The sequence below is a fragment of the Capnocytophaga stomatis genome, assembly GCF_002302635.1.
In the GTDB taxonomy this organism is placed as follows: domain Bacteria; phylum Bacteroidota; class Bacteroidia; order Flavobacteriales; family Flavobacteriaceae; genus Capnocytophaga; species Capnocytophaga stomatis.
Window position 1 is genome coordinate 2,665,846 of record NZ_CP022387.1, and the last position, 22,709, is coordinate 2,688,554.

A 22,709-nucleotide genomic window follows, 5' to 3' on the forward strand; every position below is an offset into this window, starting at 1 on the left:
GAAATGATATTATCAAGCAGTATATTAGTAACAGTAGCAGTAACGGTGATTGCTTTGCTGGTCATTACGTTATTGTTGGTAGCTTTGTTGTTGGTAGTTAAGCAGAAATTAGCCCCGTCGGGTCCTGTGAAAATCACCATCAACAAAGAAAAAGTAATTGAAGTTCCTTCGGGAGGTTCATTGCTTTCTACCTTAGGAAATCAAAAGATATTTTTGCCTTCGGCTTGCGGTGGTGGAGGTTCTTGTATCCAATGTGAATGCCACGTGCTTTCAGGTGGAGGAGAGGCACTTCCTACCGAAACACCTCACTTCACTAAAAAAGAATTGAAAGAAGGAGCTCGTTTGGCTTGCCAAGTGAAGGTAAAACAAGATATGGAAATTTCAATTCCTGAAGAAATTTTTGGTATCAAAAAATGGGAAGCTGTGGTGGTACGTAACTACAACGTGGCTTCTTTTATTAAAGAATTTGTGGTAGAAATTCCTGAGGATATGGATTATAAACCGGGAGGATATATTCAGATTGAAATTCCGCCGTGCGAAATCAAATATTCGGATATTGATATTACAGCACATCCTGCTGAACACCCTGGCGAGCCTGACAAATTCAAAATGGAGTGGGATAAATTCAACCTTTGGCCTTTGGTGATGAAAAATACAGAAAGCGTAGAGCGTGCTTACTCAATGGCTTCGTATCCTGCCGAAGGACGCGAAATTATGTTGAATGTTCGTATCGCTACGCCACCTTGGGACAGAGCTAAAAACGGCTGGATGAGCGTGAACCCTGGGGTAGCTTCTTCATACATTTTCTCTCGTAAGAAAGGGGACAAAGTGGTAATTTCAGGACCTTACGGAGAGTTCTTTATCAACGAATCCAACGCCGAAATGTTGTATGTAGGTGGTGGAGCTGGTATGGCTCCGATGCGTTCGCACCTGTATCATTTGTTCAAAACATTGAAAACAGGACGTAAGGTAACGTATTGGTACGGAGGTCGTTCCAAACGAGAATTGTTCTACTTGGAGCATTTCTGGGAATTGGAGCGTGAGTTCCCGAACTTTAAGTTCTTCATTGTACTTTCCGAGCCGCTTCCTGAGGATAATTGGAAAGTGAAAAAAGACATTCACGATACGGAAGGAGACGGATTTACAGGGTTTGTTCACAATGCGGTAATTGACCAATATTTGAGCAAACACGATGCCCCCGAAGATATTGAGTTGTACTTCTGCGGACCTCCGATGATGAACAAAGCGGTACAAAAAATGGGTCAGGACTTCGGCTTGCCCGATGAAAATATCCGCTTCGATGACTTTGGTGGATAATAAAAACCGAAAGCGGTTAGAAATATTAAATGAAAAATCCTTTCTCAAATTTGAGAAAGGATTTTTTTGATTTTATACTCAATCAGTAAGGATTAAAAATCCTAGATTTATTAAAATTAGCCCTATTAGCTATATTTTTGAAGAAGATTTTGAGGTAAAACATTTTCAGAGAGCTTATTTAAAGTAAAAAGCCCCGCAGATAGGCGAGGCACTAGATGTTTTCACAACGGAATAATCCTTATTGTAAATTGCTTACTGCCACAAAGGTAAAAAAAAAATAGATACTGTAAAAATATTTAACTTTTTATTTGTACTTTTACACTTGTAAATTTTTAAAAGCTATAAATATGAAACACATACTTGGTCTTGATTTAGGGACAAACTCCATTGGTTGGGCAGTTGTAAAAGAAGCTCAAAACGATAATGAACAATCAGAAATTTTGGATGTTGGTGTTCGGGTTAATCCGCTAACAACCGATGAAAAAACAAATTTCGAGAAAGGGAAGCCCATTTCTACCAATGCCGATAGAACCCTGAAACGAAGTGCTAGACGCAACCTGCAACGCTATAAGCTCCGTAGAAAAGAACTCATCGAACTTTTGAAAGATCATCAACTCATTTCTGAAAATACAATTTTAACAGAAAACGGTAAAGGAACCACCTTCCAAACATTAGAATTACGAGCAAAATCGGCTAAAGAAAAAATATCTTTGGAAGAGTTGGCTCGTGTTTTTTTAACGATTAATAAAAAAAGAGGTTATAAAAGCAGTCGAAAGGCAAAAAACGAAGACGAAGGGCAACTGATTGACGGAATGGAAGTTGCAAAACGACTTTATGAAGAAAACCTAACCACAGGGCAATTGTCTTTACAACTTTTGAAAGAAGGTAAAAAATCCTTACCTGACTACTATCGTTCTGATTTACAGATAGAAATGGACAAAGTGTGGGATTTTCAAAAGCAGTTTCATTCGGATATTTTGACCGATGAATTTTACGCTCAACTTAAAGGTAAAGGACAAAGGGCAACCAGTGCTTTGTTTTTGGCAAAATACCAAATCTATACCGCTGAAAATAAAGGAAGTAGAGAAGATAAAAAATTACAAGCCTATCAATGGCGAGTAGATGCTCTCTCAAAGGAATTGACAAGGGAAGAATTGGCTTTTGTCATCACCGAAATCAATAATAATTTAAATAATTCCAGTGGTTATTTGGGAGCAATTTCAGACCGAAGCAAGGAACTTTACTTCAATAATGAAACCGTAGGCGAGTATCTTTGGAAGCAAATTGCAGCAAATCCACATACTTCGTTGAAAAATCAGGTGTTTTATCGCCAAGATTATTTAGATGAATTTGAACAAATTTGGAATACCCAAGCTCAATTTTATCCACAGATTTTGACCGACGAACTAAAAAAAGAACTTCGAGATGTAGTAATTTTCTACCAAAGAAAACTGAAATCGCAAAAATCATTGGTGAGTTTCTGTGAATTTGAAAATAAGGAAATAGAGATTAAAAAAGAAGATGGAACGAGTACCAAAAAAGTAATCGGTCTTAAAGTAGCTCCAAAATCATCGCCTCTGTTTCAAGAGTTTAAAATTTGGCAGAATTTAAACAATGTCTTGATTCGTAAAAAAGGAAGTAAAACGAAAAAAGTAGCTAAAAATCAACAAGCAGTTCTTTTTGAAGAAGAGAAAACAATTTTCGAATTGGATTTGGAAGCAAAACAAGTATTATTTAATGAGTTAAATCTCAAAGGAAATCTCAAAGCGGATTATTGCTTGGAAATTTTAGGGTATTCTCCCAAAGAATGGGAGATGAATTATCCTGAATTAGAGGGTAGTAGAACAAATAAAGCATTATACGAAGCATATTTGAAAATTACTGATTTAGAGGGATATGATGCAAAAAATCACCTCAAAGTAAAATTGAATAAAGATGAAGTGGAACTTGATGATTTGAAAGTTCCTGCATCGGAAATCAAGGATATGGTTCAAGCGATTTTTAAAGAGGCAGGTATCAACACGGATATTCTGCATTTCAATGCTGAATTAGACGGTAAAGATTTTGAAAATCAAGCAAGTTATCAGCTTTGGCATTTGCTGTATTCTTATGAAGGCGATGATTCTAAAAGTGGTAACGAATTGCTTTATAAATTGTTAGAAACAAAATTCGGTTTTAAAAAAGAGTATGCTCAAATTTTAGCGAATGTTTCTCTGTCAGATGATTATGGTAATCTTTCTACCAAAGCGATGCGGAAAATTTATCCATATATTAAGGAAAATAAATTCAGTACCGCCTGTGAATTAGCAGGTTACCGCCATTCTAAACATTCATTGACCAAAGAAGAAAACGATAATCGTGTGCTGAAAGATAGTTTGGAAGTCTTGAAAAAGAATAGTTTGCGTCAACCGGTAGTAGAAAAGATTCTAAATCAGATGATTAACTTGGTCAATGCGCTTTTAAAGAAATACCGAACAGAAAACCCTAACTTTAAATTCGATGAAATTCGTATAGAATTGGCTCGTGAACTGAAAAAAAATGCGGAAGAAAGAGCCAATATGACGGCAAACATCAATAAAGCGAAAACCGAACACGAGAAAATCATTAAGATTTTGAAGAATGAGTTTGGTTTACCAAATCCAACAAGAAATGATATTATCCGTTATCGCTTGTATGAAGAGTTGAAAGATAATGGATATAAAGATTTGTATAAAGGAGATTACATTCCAAGAGAGAAATTATTTAGTAAAGAAATTGATATAGAGCATATTATACCTAAAGCAAGAGTGTTTGATGATAGTTTTTCAAATAAAACGATTATTTATAGAAAAACGAATTTAGAAAAAGGTGAGCGAACTGCGTATGATTATATAGAAAGTTTGGGTGAAAAGCAATTGGAAGAGTTTCTTTCTAGAATAGAAAATTTATACGAAATAGGAAAACCTAGTAGATTGCATAATAGGAGAAATCCATTGAAAAAAGTTGAGGAAAAAGGAATATCTGATTCTAAGTATAAAAAATTATTGAAAAAAGAAAGTGAAATCGGAGATGGTTTTGTGGAAAGAGATTTGCGTGAAACACAATACATTGCTAAAAAAGCCAAAGAAATACTTTTGCAAATTACTCGAAATGTGCTTTCTACATCGGGGGGTATTACGGATAGATTGAGGGAAGATTGGGATTTGGTCAATGTGATGAAAGAACTCAACTTGCCGAAATACAGAGCCTTGGGGCTTACCGAAATGGAAGATCGTAAGTATGGTCAGCAAGTGGAAGTTATCATTGATTGGACAAAACGAAATGACCATCGCCATCACGCAATGGATGCTCTTACGGTGGCTTTTACCAAATACAATCATATTCAATATCTTAATTATCTGAATGCTCGTAAAAATGAAAAACATAAGGAACATAGCAATATTATGGGTATTCAGCAATTGGAAACCATAAAAGTAACCGATAAAAATGGTAATGAAAAAAGAGTTTTTAAAGCACCAATGCCCAATTTCCGTCAGGTAACCAAAGCCTTTTTGGAAAATGTTTTAATTTCTCATAAGGCTAAAAATAAGGTAGTTACCAAAAACAAGAATAAAGTTGCGGGAAGTAACAAAGTTCAGGAAGTTTTAACTCCTCGTGGACAATTGCATAAAGAAACAGTTTATGGGAAATACCAGTATTATGTACAAAAAGAGGAAAAAATTGGAGGGAAATTTGATTTGGAAACCATCAAAAAAGTAGCCAATCCACTGTATCAATCCTTGTTGAAAAAGAGATTAGAAGAAAATGGCGGCGATCCGAAAAAGGCTTTTACAGGTAAAAATTCATTGGCGAAAAATCCTATTTATTTAGATGATACCCAAACAGAACAACTGCCTGAAAAAGTGAAATTGGTATGGTTAGAAAATAGTTTTTCCATCCGAAAAGACATTACTCCTGAAAACTTTAAAGATGAAAAGTTAATCGACAAAATATTAGACGAAGGGGTAAAAAGAATTTTGAAAGAACGACTACAATCTTTTGGAAACGATGCTAAAAAAGCCTTTTCAGATTTAGACAAAAATCCGATATGGCTCAATAAAGAAAAGGGAATTGCGATAAAGCGTGTAACCATAAGCGGTGTAGCAAATGCCGAGCCTTTGCATACGAAAAAAGACCATTTAGGAAAAGAAATTTTGGATAAAGAAGGTAAGCCTATTCCTGTGGACTTTATCAGTACAGGAAACAATCATCATGTAGCGGTTTACTCTGATGATAAAGGGAATTTACAAGAAAAAGTAGTATCAGTTTTTGAAGCTGTCGTAAGAGCCAATCAAGGATTACCTATTATAGACAAAACATACAATCAGCATTTGGGTTGGGAATTTTTGTTCACAATGAAACAGAATGAAATGTTTGTTTTTCCGAATGAATCAACAGGATTTAATCCTAACGATATTGATTTATTGGATCCTAAAAACAAGAAAATAATAAGCCCAAATTTATTTAGGGTGCAAACTATATCTGTTGTGAAATATGGTAATGCGATAGTTCGTGATTTTAAATTCAGACATCATCTAGAAACGACAGTAGAAGATAAAAAAGAGTTGCAAGGAAAAACTTACCAACAAATTAAAAGTTTGTCACCTTTGAATGATATCATAAAGGTTAGAATCAATCATTTAGGAGATATTGTTAGTGTAGGAGAATATTAATTAAAAACGATGAAATTATGCTCTACCGCTCCATTTATATTGGTAATCCAGCGTATCTGAAGTTGAAAGACCAACAGATGAAAATCGTTTGTCCCGAAACCAAAGCAGAGAAAGGGAGCGTTCCGGTAGAAGATTTGGGTTTGTTGATGCTCGACCACTTTCAGATTACCATTTCCCATCAGCTGATACAGTGGCTGATGGGAAACAATGTGGTGATTATCAGTTGCGATGCCCATCATCTCCCACACGGACAAATGCTACCGCTCCACGGAAATGCGATTTATTCCCAACGCATAAAAGACCAGATAGAAGCCAGCGAACCGCTCAAAAAACAGCTGTGGAAACAAACCATAGAATGCAAAATAGCCAATCAAGCCGCTGTTTTGGAACGACTTGGAACTTACGCCAGTCCGATGTATGAGTATCTCAGCCAAGTGAAATCGGGCGACACCAGCAATATGGAAGGCATCGCTGCACAGCACTATTGGAAATACCTCATTCACCCCGATTTTTTACGCGAACGCTACGGCGATTCGCCCAATCAGTTTTTCAATTTTGGTTATTCCGTATTGAGAAGTATCGTGGCAAGAGCCATTGTAGAAACAGGTTTACTGCCCGTTTTGGGGATTTTTCACAAAAACAAATACAATGCTTATTGTTTGGCAGATGACCTAATGGAACCTTACCGTCCTTTTGTGGATTTATTGGTCATCCGATGGTTGGAAAAGAATCCTGAAGCCGAAGAACTGACCAAAGAAGCGAAAGCCTATTTTTTACAAATCGCTACCAAAGATGTGAAAATAGACGAGCAGGTGCGTCCGCTATTAGTCGCGGTAAAATCTACCGTTTCCTCTCTGTACAAATGCTATACGGGCGAAAAAAGACAAATTTCTTATCCTAAAATGTTATGAATTCCGAACGATTTAACGCTTATAGAATTATGTGGGTAATGGTTTTATACGATTTGCCAACCGAAACTAAGGCAATGCAAAAAGCAGCCAATCTCTTCCGAAAACGCTTGGAAGATGATGGATTTTCTTTATTTCAGTTTTCTATCTATTTGAGGCACTGTCCGAGTAGAGAAAATGCAGAAGTGCATAAAAAACGAGTAAAAATGATGCTTCCCAAATACGGGAAAGTAGCCGTAATGACGATTACAGATAAGCAGTTTGGTGATATGGAAATATTTCATTCTAAAGTACGCGAAGATCCGCCACCTACTTTTCAGCAGCTCGAGTTATTTTAGAAATAGAATGAAAAAAATGGATTTATCCAATCCAGTTTATTCTTTTTTTGCTCAATTTTTTATTTCTAAAAATAAAAATAATCCCCTGAAAAACAGGGGATTATTTTTTGAGGTTGTAACCAATCACAAAGTTACGAAAATTTGAAAGCAATTTACAACAAAGAATTACGCATTGAAAATTTCAAAGGCGTTGTAACCAATCACAAAGTTACGAAAATTTGAAAGCAATTTACAACTGTTTTGTTTAAATTTATTTCTAATCCTTTGTTGTAACCAATCACAAAGTTACGAAAATTTGAAAGCAATTTACAACCCACGAAATACCCGTTCCGATAAATTTCACGTTGTAACCAATCACAAAGTTACGAAAATTTGAAAGCAATTTACAACTCAATATAGTTAGTTAAAAATAAAAAAAACGTTGTAACCAATCACAAAGTTACGAAAATTTGAAAGCAATTTACAACTGCAGAAGAAAAAGTACAAGCACCAGCAGAGTTGTAACCAATCACAAAGTTACGAAAATTTGAAAGCAATTTACAACGTTCCATACGTCATAATAAATTATCCGATTGTTGTAACCAATCACAAAGTTACGAAAATTTGAAAGCAATTTACAACCCCGTTCGTGCTACTGACAAAAATTATTCTGTTGTAACCAATCACAAAGTTACGAAAATTTGAAAGCAATTTACAACTGTAGGATTTGTAGGAAAATTTTTTGTCTTGTTGTAACCAATCACAAAGTTACGAAAATTTGAAAGCAATTTACAACTATATCGCTAGCGGCATCATCTCTGCTGACGTTGTAACCAATCACAAAGTTACGAAAATTTGAAAGCAATTTACAACGAGTGCGGAGGCTTGATTCATCGTCAAGTCGTTGTAACCAATCACAAAGTTACGAAAATTTGAAAGCAATTTACAACATTTAGTAAGGACAAATGAAAGTAAAACCCGTTGTAACCAATCACAAAGTTACGAAAATTTGAAAGCAATTTACAACTTCTACACTTAGTCCATTAAAAGTATGTTCGTTGTAACCAATCACAAAGTTACGAAAATTTGAAAGCAATTTACAACGGAGATATGGAGATTATAGATTTATAAATTGTTGTAACCAATCACAAAGTTACGAAAATTTGAAAGCAATTTACAACAAACATTCATATAATCAACGAAGCGGCCTTGTTGTAACCAATCACAAAGTTACGAAAATTTGAAAGCAATTTACAACGGCCGGGACGCCTTCTTTAGTCACGGCTGCGTTGTAACCAATCACAAAGTTACGAAAATTTGAAAGCAATTTACAACGAAAATCAGCCTGTACCTATACAAGATTCCGTTGTAACCAATCACAAAGTTACGAAAATTTGAAAGCAATTTACAACGATTTATATCAGTTACACTTTTATTTTCTTGTTGTAACCAATCACAAAGTTACGAAAATTTGAAAGCAATTTACAACTAGGATTTTAAAAGAGGAATTTGAGCGGCGGTTGTAACCAATCACAAAGTTACGAAAATTTGAAAGCAATTTACAACCCCATCGGCTCTGGTAAGTTGTCAACAACTGTTGTAACCAATCACAAAGTTACGAAAATTTGAAAGCAATTTACAACGAAGAGCAACAAAAGCAATTACAAATTCAGGTTGTAACCAATCACAAAGTTACGAAAATTTGAAAGCAATTTACAACTATTTATTTTCGCATTAATTGCGATTGTTGGTTGTAACCAATCACAAAGTTACGAAAATTTGAAAGCAATTTACAACGAAGCACAATTAGTTAATAAACCAACAAAAGTTGTAACCAATCACAAAGTTACGAAAATTTGAAAGCAATTTACAACTGCCTTATTTAAAAAATTACTTTGAGCTTGGTTGTAACCAATCACAAAGTTACGAAAATTTGAAAGCAATTTACAACGAAGCACAATTAGTTAATAAACCAACAAAAGTTGTAACCAATCACAAAGTTACGAAAATTTGAAAGCAATTTACAACTGCCTTATTTAAAAAATTACTTTGAGCTTGGTTGTAACCAATCACAAAGTTACGAAAATTTGAAAGCAATTTACAACGAAATGATTTTCTGTTTTTTAGATACCCCAGTTGTAACCAATCACAAAGTTACGAAAATTTGAAAGCAATTTACAACGACTTTGGCGTACGGCAAGCCTGAACGTATGTTGTAACCAATCACAAAGTTACGAAAATTTGAAAGCAATTTACAACATGTAAAATGTGTGGTAATAAAAAAACACAGTTGTAACCAATCACAAAGTTACGAAAATTTGAAAGCAATTTACAACGACTTTGGCGTACGGCAAGCCTGAACGTATGTTGTAACCAATCACAAAGTTACGAAAATTTGAAAGCAATTTACAACATGTAAAATGTGTGGTAATAAAAAAACACAGTTGTAACCAATCACAAAGTTACGAAAATTTGAAAGCAATTTACAACAAGTATCTTAATTATGACAGACTTTTTTTAGTTGTAACCAATCACAAAGTTACGAAAATTTGAAAGCAATTTACAACTTACTTATACGTGTTCTTTATACACTATTTGTTGTAACCAATCACAAAGTTACGAAAATTTGAAAGCAATTTACAACAAATAATATACTTGCGTCTATTTCGGATTTGTTGTAACCAATCACAAAGTTACGAAAATTTGAAAGCAATTTACAACATTCAAAATTAAAGGATACATTTAACAATCGTTGTAACCAATCACAAAGTTACGAAAATTTGAAAGCAATTTACAACGGAAGTGCTATACACGTTTACGCTGGTAATGTTGTAACCAATCACAAAGTTACGAAAATTTGAAAGCAATTTACAACGGAAGTGCTATACACGTTTACGCTGGTAATGTTGTAACCAATCACAAAGTTACGAAAATTTGAAAGCAATTTACAACGCCAATGATTTACATCAAGAACTTGTGTAAGTTGTAACCAATCACAAAGTTACGAAAATTTGAAAGCAATTTACAACGAGATATTAATAGCAAAAAAAACAATCAACGTTGTAACCAATCACAAAGTTACGAAAATTTGAAAGCAATTTACAACATGTGCCTCGTGCGTCTTCAAATCCTCGTCGTTGTAACCAATCACAAAGTTACGAAAATTTGAAAGCAATTTACAACCCGGAACTTCACTAACAGCAAGCCCCATAAGTTGTAACCAATCACAAAGTTACGAAAATTTGAAAGCAATTTACAACTAATTACTCTTTCAGATTGGTCTTTGAGATGTTGTAACCAATCACAAAGTTACGAAAATTTGAAAGCAATTTACAACTTATAAACTCACGGCGTGAGGGTGTCGTATGTTGTAACCAATCACAAAGTTACGAAAATTTGAAAGCAATTTACAACTAACAATACCCGCTAATGCGCACATAATTCGTTGTAACCAATCACAAAGTTACGAAAATTTGAAAGCAATTTACAACTAGCGAACAAGAATTTCGATAAAGAACGTGGTTGTAACCAATCACAAAGTTACGAAAATTTGAAAGCAATTTACAACCTTCTTTAGCTTCTAAATATTCGCCTTCGTGTTGTAACCAATCACAAAGTTACGAAAATTTGAAAGCAATTTACAACTGTCCGTAGTTTCTCTAATTGTATGCCAACGTTGTAACCAATCACAAAGTTACGAAAATTTGAAAGCAATTTACAACTAAAGAACTAATTGATAAGTTAAAAGAAAAGTTGTAACCAATCACAAAGTTACGAAAATTTGAAAGCAATTTACAACATTCAGGAGCAGGATAAGAAACATAAAGAAGTTGTAACCAATCACAAAGTTACGAAAATTTGAAAGCAATTTACAACCACGATGTTCTCCTTACCGAACTGCTCCTCGTTGTAACCAATCACAAAGTTACGAAAATTTGAAAGCAATTTACAACATTGGGCGTTGTTGGTTCTGGCGAAAAGTGGTTGTAACCAATCACAAAGTTACGAAAATTTGAAAGCAATTTACAACAGAAAAAAAATATGGACTTGCAGCTCCCATGTTGTAACCAATCACAAAGTTACGAAAATTTGAAAGCAATTTACAACAGAAAAAAAATATGGACTTGCAGCTCCCATGTTGTAACCAATCACAAAGTTACGAAAATTTGAAAGCAATTTACAACCTACATCTTTTCTACTCAAAAATAACTTACGTTGTAACCAATCACAAAGTTACGAAAATTTGAAAGCAATTTACAACATCTCCAGCAGGACAAAAAAGCACATATTTGTTGTAACCAATCACAAAGTTACGAAAATTTGAAAGCAATTTACAACCACGATGTTCTCCTTACCGAACTGCTCCTCGTTGTAACCAATCACAAAGTTACGAAAATTTGAAAGCAATTTACAACATTGGGCGTTGTTGGTTCTGGCGAAAAGTGGTTGTAACCAATCACAAAGTTACGAAAATTTGAAAGCAATTTACAACTTATAAACTCACGGCGTGAGGGTGTCGTATGTTGTAACCAATCACAAAGTTACGAAAATTTGAAAGCAATTTACAACTTTATTTTGCATTGTTTTTAAGGCGTTTTGGTTGTAACCAATCACAAAGTTACGAAAATTTGAAAGCAATTTACAACCACGATGTTCTCCTTACCGAACTGCTCCTCGTTGTAACCAATCACAAAGTTACGAAAATTTGAAAGCCGTTACAATAATTTTTGTCAATCTACAAATACTTTATATCTTCGCGTAGTTTTGGTGGGGAATTTGTATTTTCGTTAAAAATAATCGGAAAGGCACAAATTTAAAAAATGTAGAAAAATGTATTCAACAACTAAGGCAATTGTAATTTCAGCTTTGAAATATGGAGATAATAGCTTGATAGTTAAATGTTTTACCGAAGATTTGGGTGTTCGTTCGTACTTGCTTCAAGGCGTTTTATCCTCAAAAAAAACAACATTAAAACCAGCTCTTTTTCAGCCTTTTATGCAACTGGAATTGGTGGTAAGTAACAGAAACACAGCCTCTTTGGAACGCATCAAGGAAGCAAAAGTAACCAAAGTTTATCAGTCCATACACACAGATATTTACAAAAGTTCCGTAACAATGCTCTTAGCCGAAATTTGTTCTTTTGCCTGTGCTAATGAGTATGCAGAACCTGATTTGTATCAATTTTTAGAGGAAAAATTATGTTTTTTTGATGAAAATGATTTCTTGCCCAACTTTCATTTAAAATTTTTGATTGATTTAACACGATTTTTAGGATTTTATCCCGATACTTCCAATGAGGATAATTTATTTTTCAGTTTGGAGGAAGGAACTTTCAGTCATTCCGATGAAACAAAACATTCTATTTCGGGCAAAGAACTTATTTTTTTTAAAAATATTATTTCTTGTGAATATTCTGATTTATATGAAATTAAATCTTCAAAAAATGAAAGAAATATTCTTTTAAATCATCTTTTAAAATATTATCAGTGGCACTTTCCCGGTTTTAGAAAGCCAAAATCTTTGGAAGTTTTGCAAGTTTTATTTTGATTTGAAGTTCTTTCAAAAAAATCCTTCTTAGTCAGCAAATTCAAAAAGTTTAATACTAAAAATAGCTTAAAATTTTATATAGTTCATTTTTTAATCTTAACTTTGCCAGTTGAGAGGTGAATTTTTCGGATATTGGATTTTCAGCTGATTTTCTGATGTTTGTAATTTTTCAGCTTTATATTTAAATTTTTTAAATGTTAATTCGAATATGAATATATTAATCAAATCTGCAAAAATTTTAGATAAACTAAGTGCTTTCCATAAAACTACTAAAGATATTTTAATTTCTGATGGAATTATTACAAAAATTTCAGATGCCATTACAGCTGAAAATGTAGATAAAATCATTGAAAATGTGTATGTTTCGCAAGGTTGGGCGGATAGTAGCGTTTGTTTTGGTGAGCCGGGATTTGAAGAACGAGAAACTCTGGAAAATGGAATGAAAACAGCCGAAAAAAGCGGTTTTACGCACGTGCTTGTTAATCCATTAACGAATCCGGTGACAGACACAAAGGCTTCCGTATTGTATATCAAGAATCAAACGAAAAATTTTGCAGCAACAGCACACCCCATCGGAGCTTTGACAGAGCAAAGTAAAGGAGAGGCTTTGGCTGAATTATTCGATATGAAAAGTGGTGGAGCTGTGGCTTTTGGCGATTATAAAAAAGCAATAGCAAATAATAATTTATTGAAAATAGCGTTGCAATATGTACAGAATTTCGGAGGAATAGTAATTTCTTTCCCCAATGATTCAAAAATAATGGGAAAAGGAGTTGTTAATGAGCATATTTCCGCAACCAAATTAGGGCTAAAGGGAATTCCTGCCTTAGCCGAAGAACTTTGCGTTGCTCGTGATTTGGCGGTATTGGAATATACGGGCGGTAAGTTGCACATTCCAACCATTTCAACGGCGAAATCTGTGGAATTGATTCGTGAAGCAAAGAACAAAGGACTTGATGTAACTTGCAGTGTTGCAGTTCATAATATTCATTTTACTGATGAGATTTTGGACGGATTTGATACCAATTTTAAAGTATTACCGCCATTACGTGATAAAGAAAATGTTGAAGCCTTACGTAAAGCTCTGAAAGAAGGAGTGATTGACTTTGTGACTTCCGACCATAATCCGTTAGATATTGAATTGAAATTCAAGGAGTTTGATTATGCATCATTTGGTACTATCGGTTTGGAAAATGTTTTTGGTATTGTAAATCAGTATGTTGATTTGGAAACAACAGTAGAATTACTGACTTCTGCCCGCAAGCGATTTGGAATAAAAACGGAGCCAATTTCAGAGAATATTCAAGCGGATTTAACGCTATTCACTCCGGAAAGAAATTATGTATTTGAAAAAGAAAATATCTTATCAACTTCAAAAAATTCGGCTTTTATCGGAGAAACTTTAAAAGGAAAAGTTGTTGGAATTATAGCTAATAATCAGTTTGTTATGAATGATTAATTTTTCAAAATGTGAATTTATAAATCGTTGTAAAATTCTGATTATAAGCAATTAATCTTTGTAAGTAAAAATAATAAAATAGAGAACAAAAATATGGAAACAAACAACTCTTTACCATTAAGGTATGTTATGCGTGAACCTTTGGTGAAAGTCAAGCGTTCGCCGGTTATTTTTATGCTTCACGGCTATGGAAGCAATGAAGAAGATTTATTTTCTTTTGCGGGAGAATTACCGAAAGAATATACAATCATCTCATTAAGAGCTCCGTACAGGCTTCCTGAGTTTGGATATGCTTGGTATTCAATCAATTTTGATGAGGAACAAGATAGGTGGAGCAATAATGAGCAAGCTATAAAATCACGTGATTTGGTGGTAGATTTCATCGATGAAGCGTGCAAATTGTTTAATTTGGATACGAAAAATATTACTTTGTTGGGATTCAGCCAAGGAAGCATTCTCAGTATGTCAATTGCAATTTCATATCCTCGTAAAATACGGAATGTGATAGCTTTAAGCGGATATTTAAATACAGAAATTTTGAAAGAGGACTACAATGAGGAGAATCATTCTGCTTTGCATTTTTATGTTTCGCACGGCACAAGCGATCAAGTAATTCCGATTGAATGGGCAAGAAAAACTCCGGAATTTTTAAAAAACTTAGGAATTGAGTGCGTGTATGAGGAATTTCCTGTTGGTCACGGAGTGGCTCCACAGAATTTCTATTCCTTTAGAAATTGGCTTTCAAATAATTAAAAATATAAAAATTTAGTGCTATATTGAAAATTTTGATGAGAAATTTCAAACAAAACCTTTAAAATTATGCGAGGTGTAATAAAATCAAAATACGATATTTTAAAACAACAGGCGTACGTTATCATTTATGGTACAAATACGCCTTTGGGTAAGCTTTTTGATATTGTTCTGCTGATACTTATTTTCCTCAGTGTAATTATGGTAATGCTTGAAACTGTGAAAGATATAGACCATCAAGCTCACGGAATTTTAGTGTTTTTAGAGTGGTTCATCACAGTTTTCTTTACACTTGAATACATTTTGAGAATTATTTCTAACAGAAAACCGTTACAATACATATTTAGTTTTTACGGAATAATCGACTTGATTTCTATTCTACCGATGTACTTATCGTTTTTTATTCCCGGTTCAAAAGCTCTTTCAGTGGTTCGGGCTTTGCGTCTGTTGCGTGTTTTTCGTATTTTGGAACTCGCAAACTTTATGAATCAAGGGGAAGAATTAAAAATGGCACTGCGAACCAGCCGAACCAAAATAATGGTTTTTATCTATTTTGTTTTGGTGATTTGTATTTTGTTAGGTTCTTTAATGTATGTTATTGAAAGTGAGGAAAGTGGATTTACCAGCATTCCTCGAAGTATCTATTGGTGTATAGTTACCTTAACCACAGTGGGTTACGGAGATATTGCTCCGGCAACGACACTCGGACAAATGGTAGCTTCGTTTGTAATGGTTTTGGGATATGGTATCATTGCCGTTCCAACGGGAATTGTCACAGCTGAATATTCACGAGTAAAAAGGAAAAATTTTGATGTTAGGGAAAGCGAGGAATACCAAAAAGAACAAGATGTAAACGCAGTTGTTTGCCCGAATTGCAGCAATGAAAATCATCAGGAAGGAGCTAAATTTTGCTGCAAATGTGGAGTTTTATTAGGAAGAGAAAAAGATGATAGAAGAACATAACAATTTGTTAATAACTGTTGTAGGTCCTACCGCTATTGGCAAAACGCGTTTGGCAATAGAATTAGCAAAACAATTTGATACAGAGATTATTTCGTGTGATTCTCGTCAATTTTTCAAGGAAATGCGAATTGGAACAGCAGTTCCCGAACCATCTGAGTTGGAAGCAGTAAAGCATCATTTTATTCAACATAAAAGTATTTTTGATTCTTATTCTGTTGGAGATTTTGAACGTGATGCAATCCAACTTCTTGAAGAGCTTTTTGAGAACAGAAAAGTTGTAGTGATGGTAGGAGGGAGCGGACTTTATGCTGATGCAGTTATAAAAGGGCTTGATGAATTTCCTGAAGTTCCCGAGGAAGTTCGTGCGGAATTAAATCAGAAATATCTTCAAAAAGGAATTGAATATCTGCAAGAAGAGTTAAAAAAGTTAGATTTTGTACAATATTCCCGAATGGATATACAAAATCCACAACGGCTGATTCGGGCTTTGGAGGTGTGTTTGGCAAGTGGAAAACCATATTCTTCTTTTTTAAATAGGAAAGAAACCAAAAGAAATTTTTCACATATAGAAATTGGACTTACTGCCGAGAGAGATATTGTATATCAGCGGATTAACCAACGAGTGGAACAAATGCTCGAACAAGGTTTGCTTTGTGAGGTTCAAGAATTAATTCCTTATAAAAATTTAAATGCTTTACAAACAGTAGGTTACAGGGAATTATTTCAGTTTTTTGAAGGAAAATATTCATTGGATTTTGCAATAGAGGAAATCAAAAAAAATACTCGGCGTTTTGCCAAGCGACAATATACTTGGTTTGGTAAAAATGAAAACATTAAATGGTTTGATTATCAGTGTAATATATCAGATGTTTTAAAACAAATTAACTTTAATCGAAGCGATTAAAATCTTTTCACAATAAAGATTAAAATTAATATTTTTAATTATTTATCTTTGAAAATTATTAAAGTTTTATTAAAAATTGAAATTTTGTTTTTTTGTATCTGTTTTCTAATTACATTTGCCCCAGAGATTAAACTAAAATAATTTTAAAACAAAAAATCAAGTAGTTATGGGATTTTTAAAAGAATTTAAAGAGTTTGCCGTAAAAGGAAACGTGATTGATTTGGCTGTCGGTGTTATCATCGGAGGGGCTTTTGGTTCAATTGTTAATTCAATGGTATCAGATGTGATTACGCCATTGTTATTGACTCCGGCTTTGGAAGCAGCAGGAGCAGACAGATTAGAGGAACTTGTTTGGAACGGAGTATCTTACGGTAAGTTTTTAGCGGCTGTTATTAACTTCATTTTCATTGCTTTCATATTGTTTGTGATGATTAAAGGAATTAATTCAATGAAGAAAAAAGAAGCGGAAGCTCCAGCACCTCCTGCAGGACCTACACAAGAGGAATTACTTGCGGAAATCAGAGATTTATTGAAAAAATAATAAAATAACGTATTTAATTAATACGTTTTGTTAAGGCTATCTTTTGTTAAGATGGCCTTATTTTTTGTCTTTCTACTTTTATTGTTTTATCTTTGTTGCACATTGCTAATTTGTTTAATATGGCATACATAGATTATTACAAAACTTTGGGCGTTGAAAAAACGGCAACTTCCGAAGAAATAAAGAAAGCGTATAGGAAGTTAGCCAGAAAATATCATCCGGATATGAATCCGGGAGATAAGGTTTCGGAGCAAAAATTCAAGGAAATTAATGAAGCTAACGAGGTGCTTAGCGATCCGGAAAACCGAGCGAAGTATGACAAATACGGAGAAAATTGGAAACACGGGGAGGAGTACGAAAAAGCACAACGTCAATATTCAAGAAATAACTTCGATGAGACAGATTATGAGAGTTCGGCGGATTATTCCGAGTTTTTCAGAGATATGTTTGGCGGAGCGGGCTTTGGCGGAAGTTCCTACAGCCGTGCATCAGGTAAGTTCAAGGGACAAGATATTTATGCCGAAGTATCACTTTCTTTCAGGGAAGCAGCTCAAAAGCAACAAAAGACGTTTTCTGTCAACGGAAGAAACATTCGTATCACTGTGCCGGCTGGGGTTCACGATGGGCAGCAAATAAAACTGAAAGGTTACGGAAGCAAAGGATACAACGGAGGACCGAGCGGAGATTTGTACATAACTTTTAATATTCAGCCTGATACGCAGTTTGAACGCGTGGGTAATGATTTGAAAACCAGAGTTTTGATTGATTTATACACAGCGATGTTGGGTGGAGAAATTCAAGTGGAAACCTTGGAAGGAAAAGTGAAACTAAAGGTACAGCCTGAAACTCAGAATGGTATGGTAGTACGCCTGAAAGGAAAAGGTTTTCCTGTGTACAAGAAGGAAGGAGAATTCGGAGATTTGTTTATCACATATGAAGTTCAGCTTCCTAAAAACTTGACAGACAAGCAAAAAGACCTATTCGAACAACTTAAAAATTCATAGATTATGGAAGGAAGAATTTCAAGAGAGGAAATTATCAGGATATACAACATTGAAATTGCTTTTTTCAATGAGTTGGAGGCTTGTGGGTTGATTCAAACTGAGGTCGTGGATGAAACTATTTATCTTAATTACGACCAGTTGTCTAATTTTGAGAGATTTACAAATTGGTATTATGATTTGGAAGTAAATATGCCAGGCTTGGAAATTATCCATCATTTGCTAAATCAAATTCAATCATTACAAGAAGAAAATAGGAAATTATTGGGCAGATAGAAAAGTTACCTTTTTATTTATTACCTTTGGCAAAAATTAATCTTTATGGAAAAAAAGCAAATCATTCAAAAAAGCTTGCTAAAAAGCATATCATACACAACCTACAGAAATCTTATTGATAAAATGGTTGAGGAAGGCAAAACAAGTGGTCCGGAACAAACTCAAGACCTTATTGATTATACGGCACTTAACGAGAAACGTTACAAGAGATTGGATAAAACTATAAAAATTTCAGAGGAAAAAGCTGAATTTTTTAAAAATTATTCAAAAAGTGTTACTTTTCTTGTAATTACGGAAACTTGGTGTGGAGACGCTGCTCAGATAGTTCCTGTTATTAACAAAATAGCAGAATTAAATCCTAAAATCACTCTAAAATTAGTGTTTAGAGATGAAAATGAGGAGCTTATGAATTTATTTCTTACCAACGGCGGAAAAGCAATCCCAATTGTTGTAGTTTTGGATTTGGAAGATAACGTGTTGGCATCGTGGGGCTCTCGTCCGTCAATTGCTACTAAAATGGTTGAAGATTATAAAGCTCAGCACGGAAAATTATCTGCGGAATTCAAAGAAGAATTACAGAAGTGGTACAACCAAGATAAAGGAAACAACATTGTTGATGATTTTATCAAAATATTAAGCGAGAAATAAATTTTTCTGAGAAATTATTTAGAATTGATAATCAACTCGGCGGTACGGTCACTTGCACCTGAACCTCCGAGTTTTTTTCGCAATTCGCTATAATCTTTGAGTATTTTCTCTCTGTGATTGTCATCTAAAATTTTGTCTAATTCAGTTTTTAAATTGTTTTTATTGAATTCATTTTGAATTAGTTCTGTAACAACAGGTTTATCCATTATCAGATTTACCAACGAAATGTATTTCAGGTTGATAATGCGTTTAGCAATTTGGTAAGATAGCCAATTTCCTTTGTAGCAAACCACTTCGGGAACGTTGAACAGAGCGGTTTCGAGTGTAGCCGTTCCGCTGGTAACTATTGCAGCAGTTGATATGGATAGTAAATCATATGTTTTTCCACTTACAAAATGAATATTTTCCGTATTGATGAATTGCCGGTAAAACGAAAATTCTTGTGAGGGTGCTCCTGCTATTACAAATTGATAATCACTATAACCCTCTGTAATAGAAGTCATAATAGCAAGCATTTTGGCAATTTCCTGTTTTCGACTTCCTGGCAAGAGAGCAATAATGGGGCGGTTATCTAATCCGTTTTCTTTCTTGAAGGTAATTTCATCTGTTTTCTGGTGCTGTGTGATGGAATCAAGTAAGGGATGACCTACAAAATGTACAGGAAATTGGTGTTTTTTTTCGTAAAAATCTTTTTCAAAAGGCAAAATAACGTACATATTGTCAATATCACGTTTTATGTCTTTAATACGATTTTCTTTCCAAGCCCAAATTTGTGGAGATATGTAGTAATTTGTTTGAATTTTTTGTTGTTTAGCCCATTTTGCAATTCGCATATTAAAGCCGGGATAATCAATAAAAATCAATTTATCAGGTTGATAATTTTCGATGTCTTTCTTGCAAAAATGAATATTACGTAGAATAGTTTTCAGGTTTGTGATAACTTCCCAAAACCCCATAAAAGCCAAATCACGATAATGCTTAACAATCGTTCCTCCAACTTGTTGCATTCTATCGCCACCCCAGAAACGAAATTCTGCTTTTGGGTCTTTTTTTACGATGGATTTCATCAAATTGGCTCCGTGTAAATCGCCAGAGGCTTCGCCTGCAATAATGTAATATTTCATTTGTTTTATGAAAAGTTTATTTTTTCTTTTTCAATTTGTAAAATAAACGAGTAATTCGCTCAAATTGGAAAATGGGTTTGTCTGTTGCTACACGTGAAGTTAGGTAAAATCCTAAAGGTAAGAGAATTAAAGTGGAAATCCACGGAGCAAATATAGGGCTTATCGAGTTGTTTTCTGCAATATTTTTGATAAACAAACCAATAAAGTAATATGACAGAAAAAGAAACATAGCCACAACCAAAGGCAAACCGATTCCTCCTTTGCGAATTAACGCACCCAAAGGAGCTGCCACGAAAAATAGCACAAAACAAGCCACAGTTAGGGCGAATTTGTCATTAAAGTTAATGATGTGCAGGTTCATCAGTTTGTAACGATATTCTACCTCATCTTGTCGGAATTTAAGATTGTCAAACTGACTTTTATTATTACTGACGGCAACATCCCAAATTTGGATTTTTTTATATTCATCAAGAAGATTGGTCAAATCATCGATTGATTTTACTTTAAATTTTTCTTTTTTTTCAGGTTCAGAATCTTTAGCTTCTTTTGTGTTATTGAGATTTAGAATTCCTGTACGGCGGAACATACTATTTCCTTGGTCAGTCAAATTTTGTTTGAAATCTGTTTTTAACGAATCAATGGCGTAACTTAACTGACCTACATTCATCATTTTATAGGTCGTTACATCTGATTTTTCATTGAAATCTACATTATTCAAATGTGAAAGGTCGAGATTGATAATGTACTTTTTGAAATGAACCTTAGCAAAAGGAAATCTTTCTTGTTGGGAGTAACTCCTTGTCTTAATATCCTCATAATAAGTGCCATCTTCCAGAATCAGCTGAAGAAAATCATTATTGTTTCCGCTTTTTAATTCTCCTCTTTCTGCGTTGATAACCACTCTGTTTACTTTGTCGGGCGTTTTTTTATGAATGATTACTTTTTCCAGAAATTCGCCATTTTCTCCGTGTTTATTGCTGACTTTGATGCTTATATCATCGCCAATATTTGAAAAAATTCCTTCAGGAATAGCCATAGAAGGTTTTACTTTTGCAATATTTCTTCGCAAATCATATACTTCGCGGTAAGCCACGGGGATAACATTGTTTACAAGGAAAAAAGTAATCCCGCTTAAGATTACCATCAGAACGATTAACGGACGCATTATTCTCATTAAGGAAATTCCTGAGGCTTTCATTGCGGCAAATTCGTAATGCTCAGAAAAAGAGCCAAAAGTCATTATTGAGGAGACAACGACAGCCAAAGGTAAGGTAATGGGAATTAACTGCGGAATGGAAAACAACAAAAACTTCCCAATTACCCACAGTTCCAGCCCACGACCAGCAAGTTCGTCGATATACGTCCAAATGGTTTGGAAAATAAAAATAAGGATTAAAATGGAAAGAGTTCCTAAAAAATTTTTTAGGAACTGTGTCAGGATATATCTATCTAAAATTTTCAAGGTTTGCGTTTTACAATTCTCAAATTTGATACTTTTTAAATGCTTGTAAGAAATCTTAATACGAACTAAGACTCACAAAAACTAAGAAATTTTATAATTCTGAAATATAATAGCCTTCTTTTTTGTACTTTTCTTTATCAAATTTGAAAAGATTAGCAGGAATAGGCTGATTTGTTTTAAAACTTGTTACGGTAATTGTGGTTTTCGTACTGTTTTTTCCTATTTCAATGAGGTTATAGATATGTTTTGTTTGTACATCAATCCCCAATAGGATTTGTTTTACATCAGAATTTGCTTTTTGGGGCTTTAATTCGATATACTGAATTTTTCTTCCGCGTACATTTTGCTCAATGTCCCATTTGTAGTTGTAGCCTTTTCTGTAGAAAGTTAGCATTTTTGAAGGAGTGATGGCAGCATCATCTTCGTTAGATGTAGTTTCAATTACAACTTCTTCATTTTCAGGAACTATTGTGTATGTTTTATTTCCGTCATATATTCTGGTGGAGCCTAAATAGTTCAAAACATATTTGTCTTTGGCTAAAGTGACGTTTCCTTTAGTTTCCTGACTGATGTTTTCAGCCATATTATCCAAATTATATTTAAAATCAATGTAAATGTTGTCGTAACTTGTGATTTTGTTATAAACTTCGTCTAACATTTTTTTTGCTCTATCACTATTTTGTCCGTTTGCAAAAAATCCACACAAAGCGATAAATACTAAAAATATTTTTTTCATTTTAATTTGTTATTTTTTGATGTTATATTTTGTTGTATCAATAATTGTTCCAAAAAACTTAATTT

At 34.0% G+C, this 22,709-nt stretch carries 16 protein-coding genes and 1 CRISPR repeat array; of the genes, 13 read left to right on the plus strand and 3 right to left on the minus strand.

Annotated elements, in window-relative coordinates; translation table 11 throughout:
* The first annotated feature begins 3 nt into the window (after positions 1-3).
* The 13 genes from nqrF (at position 4) to CGC58_RS11900 (ending at position 19,322) form a co-directional block, all read left to right on the plus strand.
* On the plus strand, positions 4-1,317 hold the full coding sequence (nqrF, locus tag CGC58_RS11840) for an NADH:ubiquinone reductase (Na(+)-transporting) subunit F (RefSeq protein WP_095894057.1): 1,314 nt from the start codon (positions 4-6) through the stop codon (positions 1,315-1,317).
* A gap of 347 nt (positions 1,318-1,664) precedes the next feature.
* Positions 1,665-6,008 carry a type II CRISPR RNA-guided endonuclease Cas9 gene (gene cas9 / locus CGC58_RS11845; protein ID WP_095896902.1) on the plus strand — a complete coding sequence of 1,448 codons (4,344 nt, stop codon included), beginning with the start codon at positions 1,665-1,667 and terminating at the stop codon, positions 6,006-6,008.
* A gap of 17 nt (positions 6,009-6,025) precedes the next feature.
* Positions 6,026-6,919, plus strand: a complete 894-nt coding sequence (cas1, locus tag CGC58_RS11850; protein WP_095896903.1) for a type II CRISPR-associated endonuclease Cas1 — start codon at positions 6,026-6,028, stop codon at positions 6,917-6,919.
* Positions 6,916-7,254, plus strand: coding sequence for a CRISPR-associated endonuclease Cas2 (cas2, locus tag CGC58_RS11855; protein ID WP_095896904.1), 339 nt, complete (start codon positions 6,916-6,918; stop codon positions 7,252-7,254). The genes cas1 and cas2 overlap by 4 nt, the downstream gene beginning before the upstream one ends.
* A gap of 112 nt (positions 7,255-7,366) precedes the next feature.
* Positions 7,367-11,956: a CRISPR direct-repeat array (repeat unit 47 nt; unit sequence GTTGTAACCAATCACAAAGTTACGAAAATTTGAAAGCAATTTACAAC).
* A gap of 107 nt (positions 11,957-12,063) precedes the next feature.
* Positions 12,064-12,780 (plus strand): DNA repair protein RecO, encoded by a 717-nt coding sequence (gene recO, locus CGC58_RS11860; protein WP_095896905.1) that lies wholly within the window; start codon positions 12,064-12,066, stop codon positions 12,778-12,780.
* A 208-nt stretch (positions 12,781-12,988) separates the two neighbouring features.
* Positions 12,989-14,239, plus strand: coding sequence for a dihydroorotase (locus tag CGC58_RS11865; protein ID WP_095896906.1), 1,251 nt, complete (start codon positions 12,989-12,991; stop codon positions 14,237-14,239).
* Between the two features lie 93 nt (positions 14,240-14,332).
* The gene (locus CGC58_RS11870; protein WP_095896907.1) at positions 14,333-14,992 is read left to right on the plus strand and encodes an alpha/beta hydrolase; all 660 of its coding nucleotides are present in this window, start codon (positions 14,333-14,335) and stop codon (positions 14,990-14,992) included.
* 66 nt (positions 14,993-15,058) lie between these two features.
* A complete protein-coding gene (locus tag CGC58_RS11875) occupies positions 15,059-15,952 on the plus strand; it encodes an ion transporter (RefSeq protein ID WP_095896908.1) in 894 nt (297 codons plus the stop codon).
* Positions 15,936-16,856, plus strand: a complete 921-nt coding sequence (miaA, locus tag CGC58_RS11880) for a tRNA (adenosine(37)-N6)-dimethylallyltransferase MiaA (protein ID WP_095896909.1) — start codon at positions 15,936-15,938, stop codon at positions 16,854-16,856. The genes CGC58_RS11875 and miaA overlap by 17 nt, the downstream gene beginning before the upstream one ends.
* 166 nt (positions 16,857-17,022) lie before the next feature.
* A complete protein-coding gene (mscL, locus tag CGC58_RS11885) occupies positions 17,023-17,397 on the plus strand; it encodes a large conductance mechanosensitive channel protein MscL (protein WP_095896910.1) in 375 nt (124 codons plus the stop codon).
* A 119-nt stretch (positions 17,398-17,516) separates the two neighbouring features.
* Positions 17,517-18,401 carry a DnaJ C-terminal domain-containing protein gene (locus CGC58_RS11890; RefSeq protein ID WP_095897223.1) on the plus strand — a complete coding sequence of 295 codons (885 nt, stop codon included), beginning with the start codon at positions 17,517-17,519 and terminating at the stop codon, positions 18,399-18,401.
* A gap of 3 nt (positions 18,402-18,404) precedes the next feature.
* Positions 18,405-18,674 (plus strand): chaperone modulator CbpM, encoded by a 270-nt coding sequence (locus tag CGC58_RS11895; RefSeq protein WP_095896911.1) that lies wholly within the window; start codon positions 18,405-18,407, stop codon positions 18,672-18,674.
* Between the two features lie 45 nt (positions 18,675-18,719).
* A complete protein-coding gene (locus CGC58_RS11900; RefSeq protein ID WP_095896912.1) occupies positions 18,720-19,322 on the plus strand; it encodes a thioredoxin family protein in 603 nt (200 codons plus the stop codon).
* Positions 19,323-19,336: 14 nt separating this feature from the next.
* Here CGC58_RS11900 and lpxB read toward each other — a convergent pair whose 3' ends face one another.
* The 3 genes from lpxB to CGC58_RS11915 all read right to left on the minus strand — a co-directional run bounded on the left by lpxB (position 19,337) and on the right by CGC58_RS11915 (position 22,644).
* A complete protein-coding gene (gene lpxB, locus CGC58_RS11905; protein ID WP_095896913.1) occupies positions 19,337-20,446 on the minus strand; it encodes a lipid-A-disaccharide synthase in 1,110 nt (369 codons plus the stop codon).
* 16 nt (positions 20,447-20,462) lie between these two features.
* A complete protein-coding gene (locus CGC58_RS11910) occupies positions 20,463-21,908 on the minus strand; it encodes an LptF/LptG family permease (protein ID WP_095896914.1) in 1,446 nt (481 codons plus the stop codon).
* 91 nt (positions 21,909-21,999) lie between these two features.
* On the minus strand, positions 22,000-22,644 hold the full coding sequence (locus CGC58_RS11915) for a LolA family protein (RefSeq protein ID WP_095896915.1): 645 nt from the start codon (positions 22,642-22,644) through the stop codon (positions 22,000-22,002).
* Positions 22,645-22,709 lie beyond the last annotated feature (65 nt).